Source organism: Crossiella sp. CA-258035 (assembly GCF_030064675.1).
Lineage (GTDB): Bacteria > Actinomycetota > Actinomycetes > Mycobacteriales > Pseudonocardiaceae > Crossiella.
This window is the reverse complement of sequence record NZ_CP116413.1, coordinates 8,474,893-8,498,341: the sequence shown is the minus strand read 5'-3', so window position 1 is coordinate 8,498,341 and position 23,449 is coordinate 8,474,893. Positions and strand designations below refer to the sequence as shown.

25 protein-coding genes are annotated in these 23,449 nt (G+C 70.5%); 19 read left to right on the top strand and 6 right to left on the bottom strand.

Annotated elements, in window-relative coordinates:
* The first annotated feature begins 1 nt into the window (after position 1).
* From rpsE to map, 6 genes are all read left to right on the top strand, one after another.
* Positions 2 to 643, top strand: coding sequence for a 30S ribosomal protein S5 (gene rpsE / locus N8J89_RS38380; RefSeq protein ID WP_247755561.1), 642 nt, complete (start codon positions 2 to 4; stop codon positions 641 to 643).
* 5 nt (positions 644 to 648) lie between these two features.
* On the top strand, positions 649 to 834 hold the full coding sequence (rpmD, locus tag N8J89_RS38375; protein WP_252480675.1) for a 50S ribosomal protein L30: 186 nt from the start codon (positions 649 to 651) through the stop codon (positions 832 to 834).
* Positions 831 to 1,277, top strand: a complete 447-nt coding sequence (rplO, locus tag N8J89_RS38370; protein ID WP_252480676.1) for a 50S ribosomal protein L15 — start codon at positions 831 to 833, stop codon at positions 1,275 to 1,277. Before rpmD ends, rplO begins: the two co-directional genes overlap by 4 nt.
* 276 nt (positions 1,278 to 1,553) lie before the next feature.
* Entirely contained in the window at positions 1,554 to 2,867 is a 1,314-nt protein-coding gene (gene secY / locus N8J89_RS38365) for a preprotein translocase subunit SecY (RefSeq protein ID WP_252480565.1), read from the top strand.
* A complete protein-coding gene (locus tag N8J89_RS38360) occupies positions 2,867 to 3,418 on the top strand; it encodes an adenylate kinase (RefSeq protein WP_283661796.1) in 552 nt (183 codons plus the stop codon). The genes secY and N8J89_RS38360 overlap by 1 nt, the downstream gene beginning before the upstream one ends.
* 13 nt (positions 3,419 to 3,431) lie before the next feature.
* Complete coding sequence (gene map, locus N8J89_RS38355; RefSeq protein ID WP_283661795.1) at positions 3,432 to 4,223, top strand: type I methionyl aminopeptidase; 792 nt, start codon at positions 3,432 to 3,434, stop codon at positions 4,221 to 4,223.
* A 56-nt stretch (positions 4,224 to 4,279) separates the two neighbouring features.
* Here the strand turns inward: map and N8J89_RS38350 are convergent, their stop codons facing one another.
* Positions 4,280 to 5,203 carry a hypothetical protein gene (locus tag N8J89_RS38350; RefSeq protein WP_283661794.1) on the bottom strand — a complete coding sequence of 308 codons (924 nt, stop codon included), beginning with the start codon at positions 5,201 to 5,203 and terminating at the stop codon, positions 4,280 to 4,282.
* On the bottom strand, positions 5,203 to 5,721 hold the full coding sequence (locus tag N8J89_RS38345) for an RNA polymerase sigma factor (protein WP_283661793.1): 519 nt from the start codon (positions 5,719 to 5,721) through the stop codon (positions 5,203 to 5,205). Before N8J89_RS38345 ends, N8J89_RS38350 begins: the two co-directional genes overlap by 1 nt.
* Positions 5,722 to 5,861: 140 nt before the next feature.
* On the opposite strand from N8J89_RS38345, the gene N8J89_RS38340 reads away from it, so the two are divergent.
* The 9 genes from N8J89_RS38340 to truA all read left to right on the top strand — a co-directional run bounded on the left by N8J89_RS38340 (position 5,862) and on the right by truA (position 10,992).
* Positions 5,862 to 6,050, top strand: coding sequence for a hypothetical protein (locus N8J89_RS38340; protein WP_252480571.1), 189 nt, complete (start codon positions 5,862 to 5,864; stop codon positions 6,048 to 6,050).
* A gap of 258 nt (positions 6,051 to 6,308) precedes the next feature.
* Positions 6,309 to 6,530, top strand: a complete 222-nt coding sequence (infA, locus tag N8J89_RS38335) for a translation initiation factor IF-1 (protein ID WP_029136093.1) — start codon at positions 6,309 to 6,311, stop codon at positions 6,528 to 6,530.
* A gap of 55 nt (positions 6,531 to 6,585) precedes the next feature.
* Positions 6,586 to 6,699 carry a 50S ribosomal protein L36 gene (gene rpmJ / locus N8J89_RS38330; protein WP_010148647.1) on the top strand — a complete coding sequence of 38 codons (114 nt, stop codon included), beginning with the start codon at positions 6,586 to 6,588 and terminating at the stop codon, positions 6,697 to 6,699.
* 181 nt (positions 6,700 to 6,880) lie between these two features.
* Positions 6,881 to 7,261, top strand: coding sequence for a 30S ribosomal protein S13 (rpsM, locus tag N8J89_RS38325; protein ID WP_185000400.1), 381 nt, complete (start codon positions 6,881 to 6,883; stop codon positions 7,259 to 7,261).
* A gap of 31 nt (positions 7,262 to 7,292) precedes the next feature.
* Positions 7,293 to 7,700, top strand: a complete 408-nt coding sequence (rpsK, locus tag N8J89_RS38320; RefSeq protein ID WP_252480573.1) for a 30S ribosomal protein S11 — start codon at positions 7,293 to 7,295, stop codon at positions 7,698 to 7,700.
* A 22-nt stretch (positions 7,701 to 7,722) separates the two neighbouring features.
* On the top strand, positions 7,723 to 8,328 hold the full coding sequence (gene rpsD / locus N8J89_RS38315) for a 30S ribosomal protein S4 (protein ID WP_252480574.1): 606 nt from the start codon (positions 7,723 to 7,725) through the stop codon (positions 8,326 to 8,328).
* Positions 8,329 to 8,461: 133 nt separating this feature from the next.
* Positions 8,462 to 9,514 (top strand): DNA-directed RNA polymerase subunit alpha, encoded by a 1,053-nt coding sequence (locus N8J89_RS38310; protein ID WP_252480575.1) that lies wholly within the window; start codon positions 8,462 to 8,464, stop codon positions 9,512 to 9,514.
* A 63-nt stretch (positions 9,515 to 9,577) separates the two neighbouring features.
* Positions 9,578 to 10,135: a 50S ribosomal protein L17 gene (rplQ, locus tag N8J89_RS38305; protein WP_283661792.1), complete on the top strand. Its 558-nt coding sequence runs from the start codon at positions 9,578 to 9,580 to the stop codon at positions 10,133 to 10,135.
* Positions 10,132 to 10,992: a tRNA pseudouridine(38-40) synthase TruA gene (gene truA, locus N8J89_RS38300; RefSeq protein WP_283661791.1), complete on the top strand. Its 861-nt coding sequence runs from the start codon at positions 10,132 to 10,134 to the stop codon at positions 10,990 to 10,992. Before rplQ ends, truA begins: the two co-directional genes overlap by 4 nt.
* Positions 10,993 to 11,009: 17 nt before the next feature.
* Here the strand turns inward: truA and N8J89_RS38295 are convergent, their stop codons facing one another.
* Together N8J89_RS38295 and eccE are read right to left on the bottom strand one after the other, a co-directional pair.
* Positions 11,010 to 11,735: a hypothetical protein gene (locus N8J89_RS38295; protein ID WP_252480578.1), complete on the bottom strand. Its 726-nt coding sequence runs from the start codon at positions 11,733 to 11,735 to the stop codon at positions 11,010 to 11,012.
* Positions 11,732 to 12,913 (bottom strand): type VII secretion protein EccE, encoded by a 1,182-nt coding sequence (gene eccE / locus N8J89_RS38290; protein WP_283666352.1) that lies wholly within the window; start codon positions 12,911 to 12,913, stop codon positions 11,732 to 11,734. Before eccE ends, N8J89_RS38295 begins: the two co-directional genes overlap by 4 nt.
* A gap of 327 nt (positions 12,914 to 13,240) precedes the next feature.
* Here eccE and eccB point away from each other — a divergent pair, with 327 nt between their 5' ends.
* The 3 genes from eccB to N8J89_RS38275 all read left to right on the top strand — a co-directional run bounded on the left by eccB (position 13,241) and on the right by N8J89_RS38275 (position 16,316).
* Positions 13,241 to 14,803 (top strand): type VII secretion protein EccB, encoded by a 1,563-nt coding sequence (gene eccB / locus N8J89_RS38285; RefSeq protein ID WP_283661790.1) that lies wholly within the window; start codon positions 13,241 to 13,243, stop codon positions 14,801 to 14,803.
* Between the two features lie 83 nt (positions 14,804 to 14,886).
* Positions 14,887 to 15,207 carry a hypothetical protein gene (locus N8J89_RS38280; RefSeq protein ID WP_283661789.1) on the top strand — a complete coding sequence of 107 codons (321 nt, stop codon included), beginning with the start codon at positions 14,887 to 14,889 and terminating at the stop codon, positions 15,205 to 15,207.
* Positions 15,208 to 15,209: 2 nt separating this feature from the next.
* Entirely contained in the window at positions 15,210 to 16,316 is a 1,107-nt protein-coding gene (locus tag N8J89_RS38275; RefSeq protein WP_283661788.1) for a hypothetical protein, read from the top strand.
* A gap of 53 nt (positions 16,317 to 16,369) precedes the next feature.
* Here N8J89_RS38275 and mycP read toward each other — a convergent pair whose 3' ends face one another.
* Positions 16,370 to 17,797, bottom strand: a complete 1,428-nt coding sequence (gene mycP / locus N8J89_RS38270; protein WP_283661787.1) for a type VII secretion-associated serine protease mycosin — start codon at positions 17,795 to 17,797, stop codon at positions 16,370 to 16,372.
* An 8-nt stretch (positions 17,798 to 17,805) separates the two neighbouring features.
* Positions 17,806 to 19,182 (bottom strand): type VII secretion integral membrane protein EccD, encoded by a 1,377-nt coding sequence (eccD, locus tag N8J89_RS38265; RefSeq protein WP_283661786.1) that lies wholly within the window; start codon positions 19,180 to 19,182, stop codon positions 17,806 to 17,808.
* A 241-nt stretch (positions 19,183 to 19,423) separates the two neighbouring features.
* Here eccD and eccCa point away from each other — a divergent pair, with 241 nt between their 5' ends.
* Positions 19,424 to 23,440 (top strand): type VII secretion protein EccCa, encoded by a 4,017-nt coding sequence (gene eccCa, locus N8J89_RS38260; RefSeq protein WP_283661785.1) that lies wholly within the window; start codon positions 19,424 to 19,426, stop codon positions 23,438 to 23,440.
* Positions 23,441 to 23,449 lie beyond the last annotated feature (9 nt).

The following is a 23,449-nucleotide window of genomic DNA, read 5'->3' as shown; positions in this document are numbered from 1 at the left end:
GATGCCGGGACGTACACGGCAATTCGGCGGCGGCCAGGGCGGTCCGGGTGGCCAGGGCAACGAGCGTGGCGAGCGGCGTGACCGTCGCGACCGTCGCGACTCCGGTCGTGGCGGAGCTCCCCAGGAGAAGAGCCTGCACATCGAGCGCGTGGTTGCGATCAACCGCGTCGCGAAGGTGGTCAAGGGTGGTCGTCGTTTCAGCTTCACCGCGCTGGTGATCGTGGGTGACGGCGACGGAATGGTTGGCGTCGGCTACGGCAAGGCCAAGGAAGTTCCGGCCGCCATCGCCAAGGGTGTCGAGGAGGCGAAGAAGAGCTTCTTCCGCGTCCCTCGCATCGCGGGCACCATCCCGCACCCGGTCCAGGGCGAGGACGCCGCCGGCGTCGTGCTCCTGCGCCCGGCCAGCCCCGGTACCGGTGTCATCGCCGGTGGCCCGGTGCGTGCCGTGCTGGAGTGCGTGGGCATCCACGATGTGCTGAGCAAGTCGCTGGGTAGCGACAACGCCATCAACATCGTGCGTGCCACCGTCGCCGCGCTGAAGATGCTGCAGCGCCCTGAAGAGGTCGCCGCGCGTCGTGGCCTGCCGCTGGAGGACGTTGCTCCGGCCGGCATGCTGCGGGCCCGAGCTGGACAGGGGGCGTGATCCTCGTGGCCAAGCTCCAGATCACCCAGCTGCGCAGCACCATTGGTTGCAAGCAGAACCAGCGCGACTCGCTTCGCACCCTGGGTCTGCGCAAGATCCGCCAGTCGGTGGTCCGTGAGGACAGCCCGCAGGTCCGTGGCCTCGTCCACACCGTGCGGCACCTGGTGGCGGTCGAGGAGGTCGCTGACTGATGACTATCAAGCTGCACCACCTGCGTCCGGCCCCTGGCTCCAACACCGCCAAGACCCGTGTGGGTCGTGGTGAGGGTTCCAAGGGCAAGACCGCGGGTCGTGGTACCAAGGGCACCAAGGCGCGCAAGAACGTCCCCGCGCGCCTGGAGGGTGGGCAGATGCCCATCCACATGCGGCTGCCGAAGCTCAAGGGCTTCAAGAACCCGTTCCGCACCGAGTACCAGCCGGTCAACGTGACCGACCTGGCCCGGCTGTTCCCCGAGGGGGGCGCCATCGGGGTGGAGGACATCGTCAACGCCGGTCTGGTCCGCAAGGGCAAGCTGGTCAAGGTCCTCGGCGACGGGGACCTGGGCGGGGTCAAGCTCGACGTCACCGCGCACAAGTTCTCCCAGAGCGCGATGGACAAGATCAACGCAGCTGGTGGCTCCACCACCGTGCTGTGAGCTGTTAGCTGGTGGAACGGGCCGGCGGGGGCGACCCGCCGGCCCGTTCCAGTTTCCGGCCCGGTACTCCGTTCCACGCATTCCCAAGGTCAATCCGACGGTAGGGGTGGGCACGGAGATCCAGGCTGTTAAAGTCGTCAGCACGCTTCGCGCTGTGGTGGTGCGATGCGTCCCTGGACTGCGCGAGTTCCGCTCGCCAGGTGAGGTACAGCCGGCCAGCGGGCCGGGTCCGTCAGTAGTCGGCCAACCGGGCCGGCCACGCCGAGGAGGTCTTGCGTGCTCAGCGCCTTCCGCTCGGCTCTTGCGACGCCTGACCTACGCCGCAAGATCCTCTTCACCCTCGCGCTCATCGCGGTCTACCGCCTGGGCGCGACCCTGCCGTCGCCAGGGGTTTCCTACCCCAACATCCAGGAATGCATCCGGCAGGCCGAGGGTGACAACGCCAACAACATCTACACCCTGCTGAACCTGTTCAGCGGCGGTGCGTTGTTGCAGTTGTCGATCTTCGCGCTGGGCATCATGCCGTACATCACCGCGAGCATCATCATCCAGCTGCTCACCGTGGTCATCCCGCGGTTCGAGCAGCTGCGCAAGGAGGGTCAGGCCGGTCAGGGCAAGCTGACCCAGTACACCCGCTACCTCACCATCGCGCTGGCCATCCTGCAGGCCACCGCGTTCACCGCGCTCGCGGTGCGAGGTCAGCTGTTCCAGAACTGCACGCTGGACATCATCCCGGACAAGGGCATCTTCGGCCTGATCGTCATCGTGATCACGATGACCGCGGGCACCGCGGTGATCATGTGGCTGGGTGAGCTGATCACCGAGCGCGGCATCGGCAACGGCATGTCCCTGCTGATCTTCACCATGATCGCGGCCCGGATCCCGGCCGAGGGCGCCAACATCCTGCGCCAGGGCGGCGTCACCTTCGCCATCATCTGCGTGTTCGGCCTGGTCATCATCGCCAGCGTCATCTTCGTGGAGCAGGCGCAGCGCCGGATCCCGGTGCAGTACGCCAAGCGCATGATCGGCCGCCGGATGTACGGCGGCACCTCGACCTACCTGCCGCTGAAGGTGAACCAGGCCGGTGTCATCCCGGTCATCTTCGCCTCCTCGCTGCTGTACCTGCCGGACCTGATCACCAGGCTGACCCAGGGCGCGGGCGAGGCGAGCTGGTGGCAGATCTTCCTGCGCGACCAGGTGGTCAACCAGCGCAGCTGGGTGCACATCACGCTGTACTTCCTGCTGATCATCTTCTTCACGTACTTCTACGTGGCGATCACGTTCAACCCGGACGAGCGCGCCGACGAGATGAAGAAGTTCGGCGGGTTCATCCCTGGTATCCGCCCCGGCCGTCCGACGGCCGAGTACCTGCAGTTCGTACTGAGCCGGATCACCCTGCCGGGCTCGCTCTACCTGGGCATCATCGCCGTGTTGCCGAACTTCTTCCTCGGTGTCACCGGCGATGGGCAGAACCAGAACTTCCCGTTCGGCGGCACCGCGGTGCTGATCATGGTCGGCGTCGGCCTGGACACGGTGAAGCAGATCGAGAGCCAGCTCATGCAGCGTAACTACGAAGGGTTCCTCCGCTAGTGCGACTCGTTCTTGTCGGCCCGCCCGGAGCGGGCAAGGGTACGCAGGCCACCGTGCTGAGTCAGAAGCTCGGTGTGCCGCACATCTCCACCGGCGAGCTGTTCCGGTACAACGTCGGCCAGGAGACCGCTCTGGGCAAGGAAGCCAAGCGCTACCTGGACGCCGGTGAGCTGGTGCCGGACTCGGTCACCAACTCGATGGTGCGGGAGCGGCTGGCCGAGGCGGACGCGGTGAACGGCTTCCTACTGGACGGCTTCCCGCGCAACACCGCGCAGGCGGACGTGCTCGGCCAGATCCTCAAGGAGAACGACGAGGCCCTGGACGCGGTGCTGGAGTTCGCGGTGGCCGAGGACGTCGTGGTGGAGCGGCTGCTCGCCCGCGGCCGCTCCGACGACAACGAGGACGTGATCCGGCGGCGCCAGCAGGTGTACCGCTCGGAGACCGCGCCGCTGCTCGACTACTACGCGGACATCCTGCTGAAGGTGGACGCGGTCGGCACGGTCGAGGAGATCACCGGCCGCGCGCTGGACGCGCTCAACAACCGTAGGTAGAAGGGCGGGGCCCGTGCTCAGGCGCGGACGCGGAATCGAGATCAAGACTCGCACCGAGCTGGAGGCCATGCGCGCCGCCGGCCTGGTGGTGGCACGCACCCTGGCCGCGGTCGCCTCGGCGGCCAAGGCCGGGGTGAGCACCGGTGAGCTGGACGAGCTGGCCGAGCAGACCATCCGGGACGCCGGCGCGGTGCCCTCGTTCAAGGGCTACCACGGCTTCCCGGGCTCGATCTGCGCCTCGGTGAACGAGCAGGTCGTGCACGGCATCCCGAACCGGGAGCAGGTGCTCGCCGACGGCGACCTGCTGTCGGTGGACTGCGGCGCGATCCTGGACGGCTGGCACGGCGACTCCGCGGTCACCCTGGCCATCGGCACGGTGACCGAGCAGGAGCTGAAGCTGTCCAACGCCTGCCGGGAGTCGATGATCGCCGGTATCGCCGCGGTCCGCCCGGACAACCGGCTCAGCGACATCAGCCACGCCATCGAGACCGCGGTGGTGGCCGCGGCCAAGCGGGACGGCCTGGCCTACGCCATCGTCGCCGACTACGGCGGCCACGGCATCGGCAGCCAGATGCACATGGAACCGTTCCTGCCCAACCGCGGCAAGCCGGGCAAGGGCCCCAAGCTCAAGGTCGGCATGGCCATCGCGGTCGAGCCCATGGTCACCCTGGGCAGCGACGACACCATCGAGCTCGAGGACGGCTGGACCGTCATCACCGACGACGGCTCCCGCGCCGCGCACTGGGAACACAGCGTCGCGGTCACCGAGGACGGCCCCTGGGTGCTCACCGCCCTGGAGGACTGACCACACAGCACCACGACAGCGCCCCGGAGTCCCGGCTCCGGGGCGCTGTCGCGTGTTCAGCCCGCGAGCGGCAGGTGTGTGGACACCAGGTAGGACTCGTAGGCCACCTTGGCGCCGTCGCTGAACTCCTCGTACCGCAGGATCCGGGCGTCGTACTGGTTGATCAGCAGCGTGTGCCGGACCCTCCGCCCCGCCACCTCGTCGACCCGGCTGAGCAGCTCGCCCGCCCGGCTGGGGCCGTCGCCGGCGGGTCCGTCCCGGTGCAGGCCGGGCACCTGGCTGAGCGCACGCAGCAGCCAGCTCCGCTGGCGCGCGGTGAGCGCCCGGTCCCGGACCAGGTTCCGCACCGCCTCCAGGGCGGCGGCGGGCTCGCAGGCCACGTCGATCCCCTGCCACAGCCAGGCGGTGAAGGCGGCCTCCCCGTCCGGGATCGGCGCGGCGGGGCTGTAGCCGGTCGATCCGGACGGGGTGTCCTGGACGGTGGGCGCCTGGCCCGGCCACGAGACGGTGATGCGCCGGGAGCCGTCCGGGCGGTGCAGCACCTCGGTCTCGTGCGGCGGCTGCTGGTGCACCATGCCGAAGCCCACCGCCCGCCACTCCTCCCGCCGCACCTGCTCGACCGGTCCGGCCGGCGGGGACTGCGGCTTGGTGTCCTGCCAGTCGGCCACCGAGCGCAGCCAGTCCGGCGCGGGGGCGTCGTCCACCGGCACGGTCCGGGCCGGTGGCGGCAGCGTGGTGTGCTGGGCCGGGAGCTCGGGCAGGAGCAGGCCGACGGCGGTCACCGAGGTGATGACCGCCGCCGTCACCCCCACTCCGGCGAGCACCGGGCGCCGCCGGTACCGGGGACCACCGGTGTCCGTCCCGGTGGTCAGGATGCGGTGCAGGTCAGCGGCCCGGTCCGCCGGATCGGGCCAGTCCGTGGCCCGCGCGGCCGGGTCCAGCGGCGCCAGCAGCCGCCGCAGTTCCTCCTCGGCACCCATCACGCTCCTCCGGTCAGCAGTGCCAAGGCGGGCCAGGCGTCCGTGCGCAGGCGTCGCCGCAGCCGGAGCAGCCGCATGCTCAGCGCGGCCGCCGAGCAGCCGAGCGCCGCGGCCGCGTCCCTGGTGGACAGCCCTTCCCAGGCGATCAGCCGGAGCGCCTCCCGGTCGGTCTCGCCCAGTCCGGCCAGCGCCGCGGCCAGGGCCAGCCGGTCCTCGGTCTGCTCGGTGTGGTCGGCGGCGAGGTCCCGGCCGGAGTAGCGGGCGGCCTTGGCCACCAGCCCGTCCGCCCGGCGCGCGCCGCGGCAGGCGTTGGCCAGCACCCGGCGGGCCACCCCGTACAGCCAGGGCAGCGGCAGCCGGGCGCGCTCCAGCTCGGCGAAGCGGCGCCAGGCCACCAGGAACACGTCCGCGACCAGGTCCCGGCAGTCCAGCTCCGGCGCGCGTCGGCGCAGGTAGCGGGCGATGTCCTCGTAGTGCAGCTGGTACAGCGCGGTGAAGCGCTCCTCCGGACCGCTCATCGCCACCCCCCTTCGCCCACTCTGTGTCCGGACCGCGGTCGGCGACAACATCCGGCGCGCCGGGCTCCCTCTCAGGGACCCCCTCGAATCCCCATCGGGGATGACGCCTGGTGACGGGGCGTGCTGCCACCCTGGCTGACGTGAGCGAATCAGTGCGGACGTGGCTCATCGCCAGCGCGATCATGGTCGCGGTGTGGGCCGGCATGGCGCTGGTCACCGGCGAGGGGATCTACCCCTGGTTCCTCTGGCCGGTGGGCATCTGGGGGGCCATCGAGCTGTTCAGCTGGATGAGCAGACGCGGCGAGCGGCAGCGCGGCGAGCGCGGCTGACCCACCCCGGTTTGGAGACCAGCGCATACTGCGCCTACACTGGAGCGACGGCGCATCTCGTTGTGCCCGTTCCGACGTGCCCGTGGCTGTTCATCAGCTGCCTGGCGACCGGTGTTCCGCACTTCTGGTGCTCACCCGGCGGTCATCCAGGGTCTCGAAGGTAGCGGGCCCCTCGACTGCCCGTACACCGCCTGATCAGGGGTCTTTCCTAGTCTGATCGGGTTTGCCAGATCATCACTGTCACGAAACGCGGAGGACATGGGCAAGAAGGACGGGGCCATTGAAGTCGAGGGCCGCGTAGTCGAGCCGCTCCCCAACGCGATGTTTCGCGTCGAGTTGGAGAACGGCCACAGGGTCCTTGCACACATCAGCGGCAAGATGCGGCAGCACTACATCCGCATCCTGCCCGAGGACCGGGTAGTCGTGGAGCTGTCGCCCTACGACCTGTCCCGTGGCCGCATCGTCTACCGCTACAAGTGACCTCCACGGTGTCCTGGTGCCCCCAGGACACGCGGCCAAGCAGGAGTGCACGACCGTGAAGGTCCAGCCGAGCGTCAAGAAGATCTGCGACAAGTGCAAGGTGATCCGCCGTCACGGGCGGGTCATGGTGATCTGCGAGAACCTGCGTCACAAGCAGCGTCAGGGCTGATCACCCGCACTTCGGGTCGCTGATCCGGACGACAAACCACACAAGCCTCCCCGAACCTGTCCGGTACTGAGGTACCGCGACTGACCCCCGGTCTCCAGGCCGGGGCCCACGAGTAGTCGAGTCGACTCGTGGGGCGGTCGGGGAGAAGACCTGGAGATACGACGAAGGAGAAAGTCGCCGCATGGCACGACTCTCTGGCGTCGATCTTCCCCGCGAGAAGCGGTTGGAGATCGCGCTGACCTACATTTTCGGCATTGGCCGTACCCGCTCCCGGGAGATCCTGGGCGCGACCGGCCTGAGCGCCGACCTGCGTGTTCGCGAGCTCACTGACGACGACGTCGTCAAGCTCCGCGAGTACATCGAGAACCACTTCAAGGTTGAGGGTGACCTCCGCCGCGAGGTTCAGGCCGACATTCGCCGGAAGATCGAGATCGGCTGTTACGAGGGGCTGCGGCACCGCCGCAACCTGCCCGTGCGGGGCCAGCGCACCAAGACCAACGCGCGTACCCGCAAGGGCCCGAAGAAGACGGTCGCCGGCAAGAAGAAGGCCGGAAAGAAGTAAGACCTCGCGCTAGCTAGGAGATCACCGCAACATGCCACCGAAGTCCCGTACGGGCGCCGGGGTCAAGAAAATCCGGCGCAAGGAAAAGAAGAACGTCTCTCATGGGTTCGCCCACATCAAGAGCACGTTCAACAACACGATCGTGTCGATCACGGACCCCGCGGGCAACGTGATCAGCTGGGCGTCCGCAGGCCACGTTGGCTTCAAGGGCTCCCGCAAGTCGACGCCGTTCGCCGCCCAGATGGCCGCGGAGAACTGTGCCCGCAAGGCCGCTGAACACGGCATGCGCAAGGTCGACGTGTTCGTGAAGGGCCCTGGCTCTGGCCGGGAAACCGCGATCCGTTCCCTCCAGGCCGCTGGTCTCGAGGTCGGCACTATCCAGGACGTGACCCCGCAGCCGCACAACGGCTGCCGCCCGCCCAAGCGGCGCCGGGTCTAAGCGCGGGAAGGAGTAATTCACGATGGCTCGTTACACCGGTCCCGCGACTCGTAAGTCTCGTCGGCTCAAGGTTGACCTCATCGGCGGCGACCGCTCCTTCGAGCGCCGTCCGTACCCCCCTGGCCAGCACGGCCGGACTCGCATCAAGGAGTCCGAGTACCTGCTGCAGTCGCAGGAGAAGCAGAAGGCCCGCTTCACCTACGGCGTGCTGGAGAAGCAGTTCCGTCGCTACTTCGAGGAAGCGCGTCGCGTCACCGGCAAGACCGGTGAGGCACTGCTGATCATCCTCGAGTCGCGGCTGGACAACGTCGTGTACCGCGCCGGCCTGGCCCGCACGCGGCGTCAGGCGCGCCAGCTGGTGGCCCACGGCCACTTCCTGGTCAACGGCAAGAAGGTCAACATCCCGAGCTTCCGGGTGTCCCAGTACGACATCATCGACGTGAAGCCGAAGTCGCTGCCGACGCTGCCGTTCCTGGCCGCGAAGGAAGCCCTCGGCGACCGTCCGGTGCCGGCCTGGCTCCAGGTTGTTCCGTCGACGCTGCGTGTGCTCGTGCACTCGCTCCCGGTCCGGGCTCAGATCGACACCCCGGTCCAGGAGCAGCTCATCGTCGAGCTCTACTCGAAGTGACGTGTACCGGGGCGGCTGTCTTGCGACAGTCGCCCCGGCACTGCGTCTGACCGTCGGCACGAAGGGTGTGCCGCCGGGGCAAGGCCCAGTACGGCGTCAAATAGCGGGCGCCGACAGGTAAAGGAGTTCCACAGTGCTTATCTCCCAGCGGCCCACGCTGGCCGAGGACACGGTCAACGAGACCCGCTCCCGGTTCGTCATCGAACCGCTGGAGCCGGGCTTCGGCTACACCCTCGGCAACTCGCTGCGGCGCACGCTGCTGTCCTCCATCCCGGGGGCAGCGGTGACCAGCATCCGCATCGACGGCGTGCTCCACGAGTTCACCACGGTGCCCGGCGTGAAGGAGGATGTCACCGACATCATCCTGAACCTCAAGGAGCTGGTCGTCAGCTCCGAAGAGGACGAGCCGGTCACCATGTACCTGCGCAAGCAGGGCCCCGGTGAGGTCACCGCTGGCGACATCGTGCCGCCGGCCGGTGTCACCGTGCACAACCCCGACCTGCACATCGCCACCCTGAACGGCAAGGGCAAGCTGGAGATCGAGCTCGTTGTCGAGCGCGGTCGCGGCTACGTCCCGGCCATGCAGAACAAGCAGGCCGGCGCCGAGATCGGCCGGATCCCGGTCGACTCGATCTACTCGCCGGTGCTGAAGGTGACGTACAAGGTCGAGGCCACCCGTGTCGAGCAGCGCACGGACTTCGACAAGCTGATCCTGGACGTGGAGACCAAGCCGTCGATCACCCCCCGCGACGCGGTGGCATCGGCCGGTAAGACCCTCGTCGAGCTGTTCGGCTTGGCCCGTGAGCTCAACGTCGACGCCGAAGGCATCGAGATCGGCCCCTCGCCCGCCGAGGCGGACACCATCGCGGCGTTCGCGATGCCGATCGAGGACCTGGACCTCACGGTCCGTTCCTACAACTGCCTCAAGCGCGAGGGCATCCACACCGTTGGCGAGCTGGTCTCGCGCAGCGAGGCGGACCTGCTCGACATCCGCAACTTCGGTGCCAAGTCGATCGACGAGGTCAAGCTGAAGCTGGCCGGCCTTGGGCTCGCGCTCAAGGACAGCCCGCCCGGGTTCGACCCGTCCGCCGCGGCCTCGGAGTACACCGGTGAGGGTTGGGCAAGTGGGCACGTCGACACCGTCCACGACGATGGCCAGGACTACGCGGAGACGGAGCAGCTCTGAGCTGTCCGTCCACTGTGGACGCTGACACGTCACAGCGTTGAGCTTGATCTAGAGGAGTAACCGATGCCCACGCCCACCAAGGGAGCCCGGCTCGGTGGGTCCCCGGCCCACGAGCGGCTGCTGCTGGCCAACCTGGCCACCCAGCTGTTCCAGCACGGCCGGATCACCACCACCGAGGCCAAGGCGCGGCGGCTGCGTCCGCTCGCCGAGAAGCTGATCACCAAGGCCAAGCGCGGCGACCTGCACAACCGCCGTGAGGTCATGCGCACCGTCCGCGACAAGGACGTGGTGCACAAGCTGTTCGCCGAGATCGGCCCGCACTTCGCGGAGCGTCCCGGCGGCTACACCCGCATCATCAAGTCGATGCCGCGCAAGGGCGACAACGCCCAGATGGCGATCATCGAGCTGGTGGGCGAGAAGACCGTCACCGCTGAGGCGGAGAAGGCCCGCGGCACCAAGTTCGCCAAGGACGCCCCCAAGGCCGACGCGGTGACCGGTACCGAGGTCGTCGAGGCCGAGGAGACCAAGGTCGAGGACACCAAGGCGGAGACCGCCGAGGAGCCCAAGGCTGAGGAAGCCAAGGCCGAGGACGCCGAGAAGGCCGACGACGCCAAGAAGTGACGACTGAGCTCCAGTCCGCCGAGCCCGCCACCCCCGCTGGGGATGGCGGGCTCGTGCGCGTTCGCCTCGACCTCGGCTACGACGGCACCGACTTCTCCGGCTGGGCCAAGCAGCCCGGCCGCCGCACCGTGTGCGGGGTGCTGGAGGAAGCCATCTCCCGGGTGCTGCGCAGGGAGATCGCGCTGACCGTGGCCGGGCGCACCGACGCCGGGGTGCACGCCACCGGCCAGGTCGCCCACCTCGACCTGCCTGCTGAGTCCGATGTGGACGGTCTGCCGCGCAGGCTGGCCCGGCTGCTGCCCGCCGACGTGCGGGTCTTCGCCGCCAGGGTGGTCACCGCCGACTTCGACGCCCGGTTCGCCGCGCTGCGACGGCACTACGAGTACCGGGTGGGCACCGCGCCCTACGGCGTGAACCCGCTGGACGCCAGGCGGATCGTCTCGGTGCCGCGCCGGCTGGACCTGGCCGCGATGAACGAGGCCGCCGCCCTGCTGCTCGGGGAACGGGACTTCGCCGCCTTCTGCAAGCGCAGGGAGGGCGCCACCACGGTCCGGGAGCTCCAGCGGCTGGAATGGCGCGCGGAGAGCGAGCACGTGCTCCTGGCCGCGGTGTCCGCGGACGCCTTCTGCCACTCCATGGTGCGCAGCCTGGTCGGCGCGCTGCTCGCGGTCGGCGACGGCCGCAAACCGGTGAGCTGGCCCGCGGAGCTGCTCCGGTCCACCGAACGCGCCAACGGCGTCACGGTGGCCCCCGCGCACGGGCTGGTGCTGGTCAGGGTCGACTACCCGGAAGACACCGAGCTGGCCGCGCGGGCCGAACTGACCCGCAACGTGCGCGCGGTGCCCGGCTGCCGCTGAGCAGCCGGGGTCGCACGTCAGTCGCCCCGGCGGACCGGGCCGAGGATCTGCTGTTCCTTCGGCGTGGTCACCAGCCGCAGCGGGCGCCACAGGTTCGCGCCGAGGGCCACCACGCCGTCGTCCTTGAGCTGGGTCAGCTGGTTCACCATTGGCGGCGGCAGCCGCCAGATCCGGCCGGCCAGCTGGGCCTGGCCCACCGGCAGGCGCTGCATCAGCACCAGGTCGGCGTTGTTCGCCGTGGCCGAGGCCTGCGGGTGCAGGTAGGGCAGCACGTACAGGGTGGTCTGCCAGGCCGAGCGGGGCGGGAACATCTCCTGCGGCACCGCGCCGCCGTCGTGCACCACCAGCAGCGGCCCGTCCTCCGAGGCCCTGGGCAGCTCGATCGGGGACAGCCTGCGGATCTGCACCAGCGGCATCTGCTGCGCCTCAGGACCCTGTCCGGCGGCCCTGGTGAGCACCTGCCAGGCCTGCGGGCGACCGGTGGCGATGACCACCCAGGCGCCGATGGCCATCGCGCGCAGCGCCACCTGGCGGGCCAGGTAGAGCCCGCCGACCGAGACGATCCGGGTGGGCTGGTTGCGCATCACCGACACGGTGAGCGGCTCGCCCTTGATCCCGGAGCCGAGCACCATGCCGCCGCGGTCGCCGGTGGGGCTGATCGCGTCCAGCATCTCCGGGGCGACCAGGAACTCCGGCGCGACGCCGAGGTCGGCCGCCTTGTTCTCCATCATGCGGCTGCTCATGTGTTCCCTCCCAGCGGCAGCGAGGCGGCGAAGGCGTCCAGCTGCTGGCCCTTCAACGGGGTCAGGCTGATGCCGATGTGGTTGCTGACCTGCTGCAGCCGGGTGTGCGCGGCGTCCAGCTCGGCGGGGTTGCGGGCGCTGACCCGGACCAGCCCGCGCAGCCCGACCTGGCCGGGCTCGCCGCTGGGCGCGATCGCCACCGACACCGTGGAGGACAGCGCGCGGATGCCGGTGAGCACGTTCAGGCTCTGCGCCACGCCCTTGGTGGACCAGCCGGTGACCGCGTAGCTGGCGTGCCCGATGCCGCCGGCGGTGACCCCGGTCCAGCGCTCGACCAGGCTGACCGGCTTGCCGGTGCCGGTGGCGCTGCTCAGCTCCGCAGCCGAGGTGGCCGAGCGCAGCAGCTCGTCGGCGTCCAGCGGCCGGATCGGCACGCCGCGGGACTCCAGCGCGTTGCGCACCCGGGAGACCGCGCCGATCAGCGCGCGGTGCGCGCCGACCACGCCGCCACCGCGTTCCCGCACCGCGGCGGGGCAGCGCTTGGGGTCCAGCCGGACCGCGATCCAGGTGGTGCGCCGGGCGGCCGCGGGCAGCGGGCCGAGCACCTCCAGGTAGGAGGCCAGCGCGGGCGAGGACGGTGGCAGGGCCGCGCTGCCCGGGTAGCAGTGCGTGATGACCTGGATGGAGTCCAGCACCACGCCGCGGTCCTCAAGACAGGGTGCGAGCGAGCTCAGCGGCAGCGGCGGGGTGGCGCCCACGTGCGAGACCATCTGCGGCGCCGGGTCGACCAGCAGCAGGGCGGTCCAGGTGCCCTCGTGCCAGGCCAGCCCGATCGGCCGGTCCTCGTGGTCCTTGCTGTGCGCCACCACCAGGTCCGGGAAGGCCAGCCGGAGCAGCCCGACCCGGACGTCCTCGGTGCCGGTGACCTTGGCGTCGGTGTCGGCGGCGGAGACCGCCTGCTCCGGCGGCACCGGGTGCGCGACCCTGGTGTGCGAGCGGAAGCGGTAGCTGGTGGTCAGGCTGATCCACTGGGTCAGCCAGCGGCCGCGCATGCGGGCCAGCGCCAGGATCAGCGCCAGTCCGGCCACGCCGGCGGCCACCGGCAGCAGGGCGGTGTTGATCGCCAGCAGCACCAGCCCGAGCGCGCCGCCGATCTCCAGCACGACCAGGTTGGCCACCGGCAGCGCCCCGAGGGTGGCGCCGACCTCGCGCCGCCGGGCGCGCATCACGGTGCGCACCGCACCGGCCATGGCCGCCGGGCTCGGCGGCGCCGGCGGACGCTGCTGGGCAGACTGAGGTGTGGTCACGGACATCCGCCCTCTGTTGTTCCCCTCGTGGGCACGAAAACGCTCCCTGATGGACCTGGCAGGTGGCAGCCGGTGGACGATGTGCGTGCGCCGGGCTCCGCCGAAGGAGTGTCGGGTTCCCCCAACCGCACCCACGCGACCCGCCGATCCGGCTATCCTGCCGAACCGTACCGCGACCGGGAGAGCAGCAGGCCGAGAATGCCCTCAACACCTACCACCAAGTCCCAGGTTCACGCGTACCAGTTCGTGATTCGCAGGATGGAATCCGCGCTGGTCCGCAAGGACGCGGTGATGTTGCACGAACCGACCCGCACCCAGACACGCGCGACCGTGGTCGGGGCGATCCTCGCCGCGGTCTGCTGCCTGGGTTTCATCGTCTGGGGCTACCTGGACCCGACCGGTAAAACGCCGCCGGAGAACGGCATCGTGATCAGCAAGCAGTCCGGCGCCGTGTACGTGGCGATGAACAACCCGGCGAAGATGCTGGTCGCGACCCCGAACCTGGCTTCGGCCCGGTTGCTGCTGGTGGCCATGGGCGGTAGCGCCGGCCAGGCCACCGCGCCCGTGACGGTGGACGAGGCCTCGCTCACCGGGGTCTCCAGGGGCGCCTTCACCGGCATCCCCGGCGCGCCCGAGCTGCTGCCGACCGGCGAGCAGATCGTTTCACCCGACTGGGGCATCTGCGACCAGCTGACCGTGGACCAGGCCCAGGTGAAGGGCGAGGAGAAGCCCGCGATCGACACCACCGCCTTCGGTGGCGTGACCAACCTCGGCCGCAAGCTCAAGGACGAGGAGGGCCTGTTGTTCAAGGCCCCCAACGGCAGCCACTACCTGGTCTTCGCCAGCGACCCGGCCAAGGGCCTGCCGGGCGCGGGCGCGGTGCGCGCCAAGATCGACATGACCAACAAGGCGCTGATGAACGCGATGCGCATCTCCAACCCGGTGCCGCGGCTGGCCTCCTCCGCGTTGATCAACGCGATCCCGGAGGTCAAGGAGCTCAAGCCGCTGGAGATCAGCGAGAAGGGCAGCAGCATCACCGCCTACCCCGCGCCCAGCGGCCGCAAGGTCGGCGAGGTGGTCCGGGAGCAGCGCGCGGACGGCAGCTTCGGCTACTACCTGCTGCTCAAGGACGGCGTGCAGGAGATCCCGCTGGCGGTGGCCGACCTGATGCAGACCGCCTCCGGCAGCAGCTCGGCCTGGGTCACCCTGGGGCCGGGCGCGGTGAGCAACCTGCAGCGCAGCAACACCGCGATCGACATGAAGGACTACCCGAGGGTGGTGCCGAAGATCGTCGGCGTGCTCGAGCAGGGCACCACCTGCCTGAACTGGGGCGTGCAGGGCGGCAAGCCGGTCACCTGGGTCGGCCTGGCGAACGCCACGCCCACCCCGGACCCGAAGCTGAAGCCGGTCGAGCTGGCCCAGGCCGACGGCAGCGGCGACAAGGTGGACAAGTTCTTCATGCCGCCGGGCAAGGCCGCGGTGGTGCGCAGCACGACCTCGGAGAACAACTTCGGCTCCGGCCCGATCTTCCTGGTCTCCGACCGCGGCGTGCGCTTCGGCATCCCGAACCAGAAGGTCGCCGAGGGACTGGGGCTGGGCGCCGACTACCGGCCCGCGCCCGAGGTCATCCTGCGCACACTGCCGACCGGGCCCATCCTGGATCCGAAGGAAGCCGCCCGGATCTTCGACACCGTGCAGGTGGACGAGACCGACCCCAAGCGACGGGTGATGCCCTCGCAGAACGCGCAGCCCGGCGGCTGAGCCGGACCGCCCCGGCGGGAACCGGACACCCGGGCGCACCGTCGGAGTTCGTGCGGACGGGCAGGCGAGAACTGGGGGCTGGAATGGCCAACAAGGTCAGGGTCGACACCGACTGGCTGAGCGGGTACGCCAAGCAGGTCGCGGCGGCCGGTGACGAGCTGGGCCGGGCGGCGGGCTCGCTCGGCGCCAGCCCGCTCGGCCCGGAGGCCTTCGGCGAGCTGGGCAGGCAGCTGCGCACCGCCGAGTCCTACGCCAGGGCCGCCGAGCTGCTGCGCGGCCAGCTGGCCCGCGCGGGCGAGGTGCTGCGCTCGGCCTCCGGTGAGCTCGGCGAGGTGGTCAAGCACTACCAGGGCGGCGAGTCCGACAGCGCCAGCGGCCTGCGCCGCACCGAGGGGAGGCGCTGAGCATGGACTTCAGCTCGCTGCGCGCCCACCCCGAGCCGCTGACCGTCCCCCGGGACAGCGGCCCGGACGGCCGCGCCGCCGCCCGCGGCCTGGACGACCACCTGAACTACCTGTCCCGCACCGCCCGCCAGCTCGGCGTCGCCGATCCGGTCGAGGAATACTTCGGCCCGGTGGTCGGCCAGTGGAACGACATGCACGCCGAGGCCGCCCGCTGGCGCGCCGCGGCCCGCAGCCTGGACGACGTCGCGGCCAAGGTGACCACACCGCTGGGCGGCCTGGACTCGGTGTGGGACGGCGCGGACTCCGACGCCTTCCTGGACCACATGCGCAAGGTCGGCCTGGCCGGCGGCGGCGTCTCCGATGCCATGGTCGCCCTGGCCGACGCGCTGGACGCCACCGCGGACGGCCTGAGCCAGATCGTGCGCGACCTGGTCGAGGTGCTGGCCGACAGCGCGGAGAACGTCTCGGCCGCCATGGTCGTGCCGGTGCAGGGCGAGGTCAGGGCCAAGAAGTACCTGGACGACCAGCACCGCCCCACCAAGGAGCTCTTCGAGGCGGCCCGCCAGGTCCTGGAAGCCTTGGTGGGCCTGTGCGACGGCTTCGAGCAGGCCGACGCCTTCACCGCCATCAAGCTCACCCACACCATGCCCGAGACCAACTGGAACTTCGACGCCCCCAAGCCCCCAGCCCCCACCGAGGAGGGCACCAAGGCCGCCAGGGGCGGCGGCGGGGCCGGTGGCGGCGGTGGTGGCTTCGGCGGTGGAGGTGCAGGCGGCGGCGGTGGCCTCGGTGGCGGCGGCTCCCTCGGCGGCGGCGCGGCCTCGGCACCCCCGCCCCCGCCACCCGGTGGCGCGGCGGCCGCGGTGCAGGGTCCGGCGGCCAGCCCGCAACCCGCGGCGGCGGCCGCCGGGGCAATGGGTCCTGGCGCTGGTGCGCCACCCGCCGGCGGCATGGGCGGGATGATGCCGATGGGCGGCATGATGGGCGCCGGTGGCGGTGGCCAGGGCGGGGACCAGGAGCACAAGTCCAAGACCAGGGTCACGGCCAGCTCGACCGAGCTGTTCGGCAAGCCGAAGAAGGCCGCGCCCCCGGTCATCGGCGAGGACTGACAGACCTCGGGGCCCCCGCTCGGCGAGCAGGGGCCCCGAGGGCACAACAGGTCTCAGTGCAGGGGCCGCAGGGCGGACTCTTCCTCGCCCTTCCGGTTGCGCTGCACCGTGTGCATGACGAACAGCGTCAGCAGCAACAAACCGAGCCCGCCGCCCGCGCCCGCGATCGCGACCACGATCGGCGTCCAGTCCTTCTCCAGCGGCGGCTTCAGCGCCATGGCGTCGCGCAGCGCGGGTGAGGGCCGCACGCCGGCTTCCTCCGGCAGCACCGCGGTCAGCGCGGCGATCGGGTCGACCATGCCGTAGCCGAGGTAGAAGTCCCGGCCGTCCTTGCCCGCCGGGTGCTGCGCGGTCTTCTGCAGCCGGGACATCACCTGGTAGGCGTCCAGGTCGGGGTACCGCTCGCGCACCAGCGCGGCCACCCCGGCCACGTACGGCGCGGCGAAGCTGGTGCCCTGGATCTCGGTCGGGTTGCCGCTGTTGTCCAGCATCCGGTTGGCCAGCTTGGTCGCGCCCCGGCCGGGGTCCAGCGAGGTGATCTGGGTGCCCGGTCCGGCGATGTCCACCCAGGGGCCGCCGATGGAGAACTCGGCCGCGCTGCCGTCCCGCTTGACCGCGCCGACGGTGAGCACGTCGTCGTCGAAGAAGGCGGGGCTGGTGACCACCCTGGCCCGGCCCGGCTCGTTGTTGTTCTTGCAGCTGCTCTTGTCGTTGCCGGAGTCGGTGTTGCCGGCCGCGACCACGATGACCTTGTCCTTCTCCTTCACCGCGTACCGCACGGTGGCCCGCAGCATGGGCTGGTCGGCCAGTGTGCCGACCGCGCCGCAGATGGTCTCGGAGATGTTGATCACCGTGACCTCGGGGTCGTCGGCCGCCCGGCGGATGGCCTGGGCCAGCGTGCCGACCCGGCCCGCGGACTTGGTCACCCCGTTGCTGTCCTTGGCCTGGAAGAACGGGTCGGTCTGGCGGAAGGCCAGGATCTCCGCGTCCGGCGCGACGCCCTTGAAGCCCTCGGTGCTGTCGTCGTTGTTCGCGGCGATGATGCCGGCCACCAGCGTGCCGTGGCCGTTGCAGTCCTCGGTGCCGTTCTTGCCGTCCTGGACGTAGTCACCGCCGCCCTGCAGCCGGTTGCCCAGCCGGGGATGCGGGTTGACCCCGGTGTCGATGACGGCGACCTTCTGCTTCTTGCCGGTGGCGAACCGCCAGGCCTTCTCGAACTGGAGCACCATCTGGCCCCACGGCCGTTCCTCGACGGTCAGCCCGTTGTTGCCCGGCTGGATGCAGCCCTGTTTGGCCTCGTAGGTCAGGTCCTTCACCGCCGGTCCGGCCGGGGCGGGCGTGCCAGGGGGCGGGGGCTTCGGGAACTGGTCGTCCGGCTTGGCCAGACCCGAGGGGGTCGGCTGCTGGGCCTGGGCGACCCACAGCGGGTTGAGCGTGAGCAGGGTGGCCGCGACGCCGGTGAGCGCCGCGGCTCGCCGCAACCGCCGCATCACAGCGCCCGGACCGCGGAGTACAGCTCCATGACCGCCAGGGCCAGCGGCAGCACGGCGGCGATGAAGATGGCCTCGGCCACGTCGACCGAGCGGCGCATCGGCGGGGAGAAGCGCTGGTTCGGGAACACCACGCCGAGCACCAGGCCGAGCGCGGCCAGCGCGATCAGCGTGCCGAAGACCCACAGCAGCTGGCCGAACGGGCTGGCGGTGAGCATCCAGCCGACCAGCAGTCCACCGGCGGAGAGGATGCCGGTGGACAGCAGCGCCACCGCCTGGCTGCCGTTGGCGTAGGTGCGGGCGCGCAGCAGCAGCACCGCGGTGACCACCGCGCCGAAGATCGGGCCCCAGAACTTCGGCATGGTGCCGGCCAGCACGGCGCCACCGGCGGCGACCAGGCCGCAGCCGATGATCATGCCGGTCATGTACTCGTGGGCCAGGCCCGCGCGGCGCTCGATCACCTCGTAGTCCGGGAAGCCCTGGTCCTCCTTGAGGTCCTCGGCGTTGCTCGGCACGTGCGGCAGCGGGATCTTGGCCATCTTGATGGTCATCTGCGGCAGCGTGGACAGCACCACCAGCGCGGCCGCGGCGGCACCGGCGCCGAAGCCGTGTGGCGGGTAGTCCACGAACATCGCCACGGTGGAGGTGAGCAGGCCGAGCACGCCGACGGTGACCGCGGCGATGAACACCGACACGCCCGCGCCGATCACCATCAGCGCCGCGCCCGCGACCACCGCGACCAGTGCGAAGCCGAGCAGCAGGTTGGCCGCGCCCGGACCGCCGGGCACCGCGTACAGACCGGCCACGAAGGCCATCGGCAGGCCACCGGTGGCGGCGATGATGATGCCGGTGGTGGGGGCGGCGTAGGAGCGCACGACCACCGCGCCGACGATCACCGCGACGACCGCGGCCACGCCCGCGGTGATCGCGGCGGCCAGCGGGTAGGCGGTGCCGGCCAGGCCGACGGTGACCGCGGCGGCCAGGAAGGCCAGGCCGCCCGCCCAGTGCCCGAGCTTGCGCGCGGTCTCGGCGTCCCAGGCCCGGAAGCTGGCCGGGTCGGCGTCGGCGATCGCGTCCACCACGTCGTCGTAGAGCGCCTTCGGCGGGTTCTCCACCCGCCGGCGCAGCTGCAGGATGTCGCCGTCGACGACCGCGAGCGAGGCGAGCGTGCGCCCCGGCTCCAGCGGGTCCTGACCGATCTTCGCCAGGCACCAGCCACCGTGCCGGACACCGCCGTCCGGGCTGTTCTCCTGGGCCATCTCCAGCAGCATCGGCAGCAGGTCCGCCACCGCGACATCCGCGGGAAGCGCGACGTCGATGCGCGTTCGCGGTGCCACCACGGTCACTCGGCTGAACACCGTCGTCCCGGTCGCCACCAGGCGCCCCCTTGTTCTGTACTCGGGTTGGTCTCTGCTCGTGCCGAGTCATTCGTACCCGGTTCGGGACGCATTGCCCGAACTGGCCCTAGCGGTCGGCAAGCGCCCCTAGTATGGCCGCACCGGTGATGCCAGCACCCCGGGTTCGGGCGGAATGGGGTAGGAAAGTCTCCCTGGGCCCCCGTCCGGGTGGCACGTGACCGGTTTGGCCGATGACGAGCGACTAAGAGGTATCCGTTCGGTGAGCACGCTTCAGTTCAAGCGTTCGCCGCGGCTCAGCCCGCCGCGACCCCCCGGCGGCGAGGTCCACCTGGAGCCGCCGCCCGAGGTGCCCAGGGTCATTCCCGGCAACATCTTCATGAAGGTCCTGCCCTTCGTGATGATCGTCGCCTCGGTCGGCATGATGATCTTCATGTTCCAGACTGGCGGGAAGAACCCCCAGTCGCTGCTCTTCGGCGGCATGTTCCTGATCTCGACCATCGGCATGATGGCCGGTGGCGGCATGGGCGGTGGCGGCAAGGGCCAGAAGAAGGCCGAGATGAACGAGGACCGCAAGGACTACCTGCGGTACCTCGGCCAGATGCGGCAGCGGGCCCGCGAGGCCATCGCCGAGCAGCGCGCCGAGCGCGAGTGGGTGCACCCCGACCCGAAGATGCTGTGGTCGCTCACGGCCAAGAAGAGCCGCCGCATGTGGGAGCGCAGGGCCAACGACCCCGACTTCGTGCACGTGCGCATCTGTGTGGGCACCCAGCGGCTGGCCACCCGCCTGGTCCCGCCGCAGACCGGCCCGGTGGACGAGCTGGAGCCGATCTCCACGCTGGCCCTGCGCCGGTTCGTGCGCGCGCACTCGCTGGTGCCGGACCTGCCGATCTCGATCACCATGCGCGGGTTCGCCGCGATCAGCCTGCACGGCGAGAAGGAGCTGACCCGGCCGCTGGCCCGCGCCATGCTGGCCCAGCTGACCACCTTCCACACCCCGGACGACCTGCTCATCGCGGTGGTCACCGCGGGCAAGACCAAGGCCGAGTGGGAGTGGGCGAAGTGGCTGCCGCACGCCCAGCACCCCAAGCTGGTCGACGGCATCGGCCAGCTGCGCATGATGGCGGGCTCGCTGGCCCAGATCGAGGCCTGGCTGGACCAGCTGGAGCAGCCGCTGCGGGACCGGCAGCGGTTCACCCGCAACGCGCCGCCGAGCACCGACGAGCCGCACATCGTGATCGTCATCGACGACGGTGAGGTCACCCGCGAAGAGAACATCCTGATGACCGAGGGGTTCACCGGCGTCACGCTGCTGGACCTCTCCGACAGCCTCGGCTCGCTGGCCTCCCGCCGCGGCCTGCGCCTGGTGGTCGAGCCCACCCGGCTCGGCGCGCGCAGCGCCAGCGGGGTCGAGTGGTTCGGCCAGCCGGACGCGCTCAGCGTGGCCGAGGCCGAGGCGCTGGCCCGCAAGCTCTCCCCGTACCGCACCGCCACCGGCGGCGGCGAGTCCAACGAGGACGAGCCGCTGCTGAGCTCCAACGTCGGCCTGTTCGAGCTGCTCGGCCTGCGCGACCCGATGACCTTCGACATCGCCCAGGCCTGGCGGCCCAAGCCGATCAGCGACCGGTTCAAGGTGCCCTTCGGCGTCGGCGAGTTCGGCCAGCCGGTGGAGCTGGACATCAAGGAGGCCGCGGTCGGCGGCATGGGCCCGCACGGCCTGTGCATCGGCGCGACCGGTTCCGGTAAGTCGGAGTTCCTGCGCACCCTGGTGCTGGGCCTGATGGCCACGCACTCCTCGGCCCAGCTCAACCTGATCCTCATCGACTTCAAGGGTGGCGCGACCTTCGCCGGCCTGGACGGCGCTGCGCACGTCGCCGCGGTGATCACCAACCTGGCCGACGACCTCACCATGGTCGACCGCATGCGCGATGCCATCGCCGGTGAGATGAACCGGCGGCAGGAGTCGCTGAAGAACGGCGGCAACTTCAAGAACGTCTGGGACTACGAGGCCGCGCGCGAGAAGGGCGCCGACCTCGATCCGCTGCCCGCGCTGTTCATCGTCATCGACGAGTTCTCCGAGCTGCTCTCCGCCAAGCCGGACTTCATCGACCTGTTCGTCGCGATCGGCCGCCTCGGCCGCTCGCTGCAGATCCACCTGCTGCTGGCCTCCCAGCGGCTGGAGGAGGGCAAGCTGCGCGGCCTGGACACCCACCTGTCCTACCGGGTCGGCCTCAAGACCTTCTCCGCCTCGGAGTCCCGCGCGGTGCTCGGGGTGCCGGATGCCTACGAGCTGCCGTCCATCCCGGGTTCCGGCTACCTGAAGTACGGCGCGACCGAGCCGATGATCCGGTTCAAGGCCTGTTACGTCTCCGGCCCGTACCGCCCGCCGGGCATGCAGGCCGTGCAGACCTCCGCGCCGGTCGGCGGCGACCGCAGGCCGAAGCTGTTCGTGCCGGACTTCGTGGAGATCCCGAAGGAACCGGTGCGGCCGGTGCTGGCGGACAAGCCCAAGGAGGAGAAGAAGCCGGACGCCCCGGTGGAGCCCTCCGAGCTGGACATCGTGGTGCAGCGCACCAAGAACCAGGGCCCCAAGCCGCACCAGGTGTGGCTGCCGCCGTTGCTGGAGCCGCCCACCCTCGACCAGCTGCTGCCCATGCTCGCGCCGACCGAGGACCGGGGGCTCACCTCGCCCGGCTTCTTCGGCAACGGGCGGCTGACCGTGCCGATCGGCGTGGTGGACAAGCCGTACGAGCAGCGGCGCGACCTGCTGTGGGCGGACCTCTCCGGTGGCGCCGGGCACATGGCGGTGGCCGGTGGCCCGCAGTCCGGCAAGTCGATGGTGCTGCGCACCCTGGTGATGTCCATGGCGCTCACGCACACGCCGCAGGAGGTGCAGTTCTACTGCCTCGACTTCGGTGGCGGCACCATGGGCTCGCTGCAGGGCCTGCCGCACGTCGGCAGCGTCGCGGGCAGGCTCGACCCGGACAAGGTGCGGCGCACCCTGGCCGAGGTCGTCTCGCTGATGAACGAGCGCGAGCAGCGGTTCCGGGACCTCGGCATCGACTCGATGGTGGAGTTCCGCAACCGCAAGCGGCGCGGCGAGATCCCCGGCGACCTCTACGGCGACGTCTTCCTGGTCATCGACGGCTGGCTGAACTTCAAGCAGGAGTTCGAGAACCTGGAGATGCAGGTCGTCAGCATCGCCTCCCAGGGTCTGTCCTTCGGCGTGCACGTGGTCATCGGCGCGACCCGCTGGGCGGAGATCCGGCCCGCGCTCAAGGACCTGCTCGGCACCCGGTTCGAGCTGCGCCTGGGTGACCCGAGCGAGTCCGAGGTGGACCGCAGGGTCGCGGTGAACATCCCGCAGAACCGGCCGGGCCGCGGCCTGTCGGTGGAGAAGCTGCACTTCCTGGTGGCGCTGCCGCGCATCGACGCGATGCCCTCCGCGGAGGACGTCGGCGCCGGCATCACCGACGCGGCGCAGAAGGTCACCGCCGCCTGGCGGGGCCCGGCCGCGCCGAGGGTGCGCATGCTGCCCGACCTGCTGCCCTACGAAGAGCTCCAGGTCAACCCGGAGCTGCCTCGCCACATGGTGCCGATCGGCATCAACGAGGACGACCTGGCCACGATGTACCTGGACTTCGACGCCGAGCCGCACTTCCTGGCCTTCGCCGAGCGCGAGACCGGCAAGACCGCGCTGCTGCGCAACATCACCAAGGGCATCTGCGACCGGTACACGCCGAAGCAGGCGCGGATCATCATGGTCGACTACCGGCGCACCATGCTCGGCTTCGTGCCCGACGAGCTGCTGCTGGCCTACGCGGCCTCGTCCAACCAGCTCGGCGGCATGGTCAACGACATCAAGGCGTCGATGACCAAGCGGCTGCCCGGTCCGGACGTCACGCAGGAGCAGCTGAAGAACCGGTCCTGGTGGACGGGTCCGGAGCTGTTCCTCATCGTCGACGACTACGACCTGGTGGCGCCGCAGGGCAACAACCCGCTCGCCCCGCTCTCGGAGTTCCTGCCGCAGGCCAAGGACGTCGGCCTGCACGTGATCCTGGCGCGGAACTCCGGTGGCGCGAGCCGGGCGATGTTCGACCCGATCATCGGCAAGATGCGCGAGCAGGCCAGCCCGGGCATCGTGATGAGCGGCAACCGGGACGAGGGCGCGCTGCTGGGCAACGTGAAACCGTCCCAGATGCCGCCGGGACGAGGCACCCTGGTCAGCCGCAAGGCCGGTCAGCAGCTCGTCCAGGTCGCCTTCCTGCCCGGAGACTGAGAGAGAGGG

What these genes read in the sequence shown, in the direction of transcription:
- rpsE (WP_247755561.1), top strand. Translation starts at nt 2, where the DNA reads ATGCCGGGACGTACACGGCAATTCGGCGGCGGCCAGGGCGGTCCGGGT.
- N8J89_RS38350 (WP_283661794.1), bottom strand. Translation starts at nt 5,203, where the DNA reads ATGGGTGCCGAGGAGGAACTGCGGCGGCTGCTGGCGCCGCTGGACCCG.
- N8J89_RS38345 (WP_283661793.1), bottom strand. Translation starts at nt 5,721, where the DNA reads ATGAGCGGTCCGGAGGAGCGCTTCACCGCGCTGTACCAGCTGCACTAC.
- infA (WP_029136093.1), top strand. Translation starts at nt 6,309, where the DNA reads ATGGGCAAGAAGGACGGGGCCATTGAAGTCGAGGGCCGCGTAGTCGAG.
- rpsM (WP_185000400.1), top strand. Translation starts at nt 6,881, where the DNA reads ATGGCACGACTCTCTGGCGTCGATCTTCCCCGCGAGAAGCGGTTGGAG.
- rpsK (WP_252480573.1), top strand. Translation starts at nt 7,293, where the DNA reads ATGCCACCGAAGTCCCGTACGGGCGCCGGGGTCAAGAAAATCCGGCGC.
- rpsD (WP_252480574.1), top strand. Translation starts at nt 7,723, where the DNA reads ATGGCTCGTTACACCGGTCCCGCGACTCGTAAGTCTCGTCGGCTCAAG.
- rplQ (WP_283661792.1), top strand. Translation starts at nt 9,578, where the DNA reads ATGCCCACGCCCACCAAGGGAGCCCGGCTCGGTGGGTCCCCGGCCCAC.
- N8J89_RS38295 (WP_252480578.1), bottom strand. Translation starts at nt 11,735, where the DNA reads ATGAGCAGCCGCATGATGGAGAACAAGGCGGCCGACCTCGGCGTCGCG.
- eccB (WP_283661790.1), top strand. Translation starts at nt 13,241, where the DNA reads ATGCCCTCAACACCTACCACCAAGTCCCAGGTTCACGCGTACCAGTTC.
- N8J89_RS38280 (WP_283661789.1), top strand. Translation starts at nt 14,887, where the DNA reads ATGGCCAACAAGGTCAGGGTCGACACCGACTGGCTGAGCGGGTACGCC.
- N8J89_RS38275 (WP_283661788.1), top strand. Translation starts at nt 15,210, where the DNA reads ATGGACTTCAGCTCGCTGCGCGCCCACCCCGAGCCGCTGACCGTCCCC.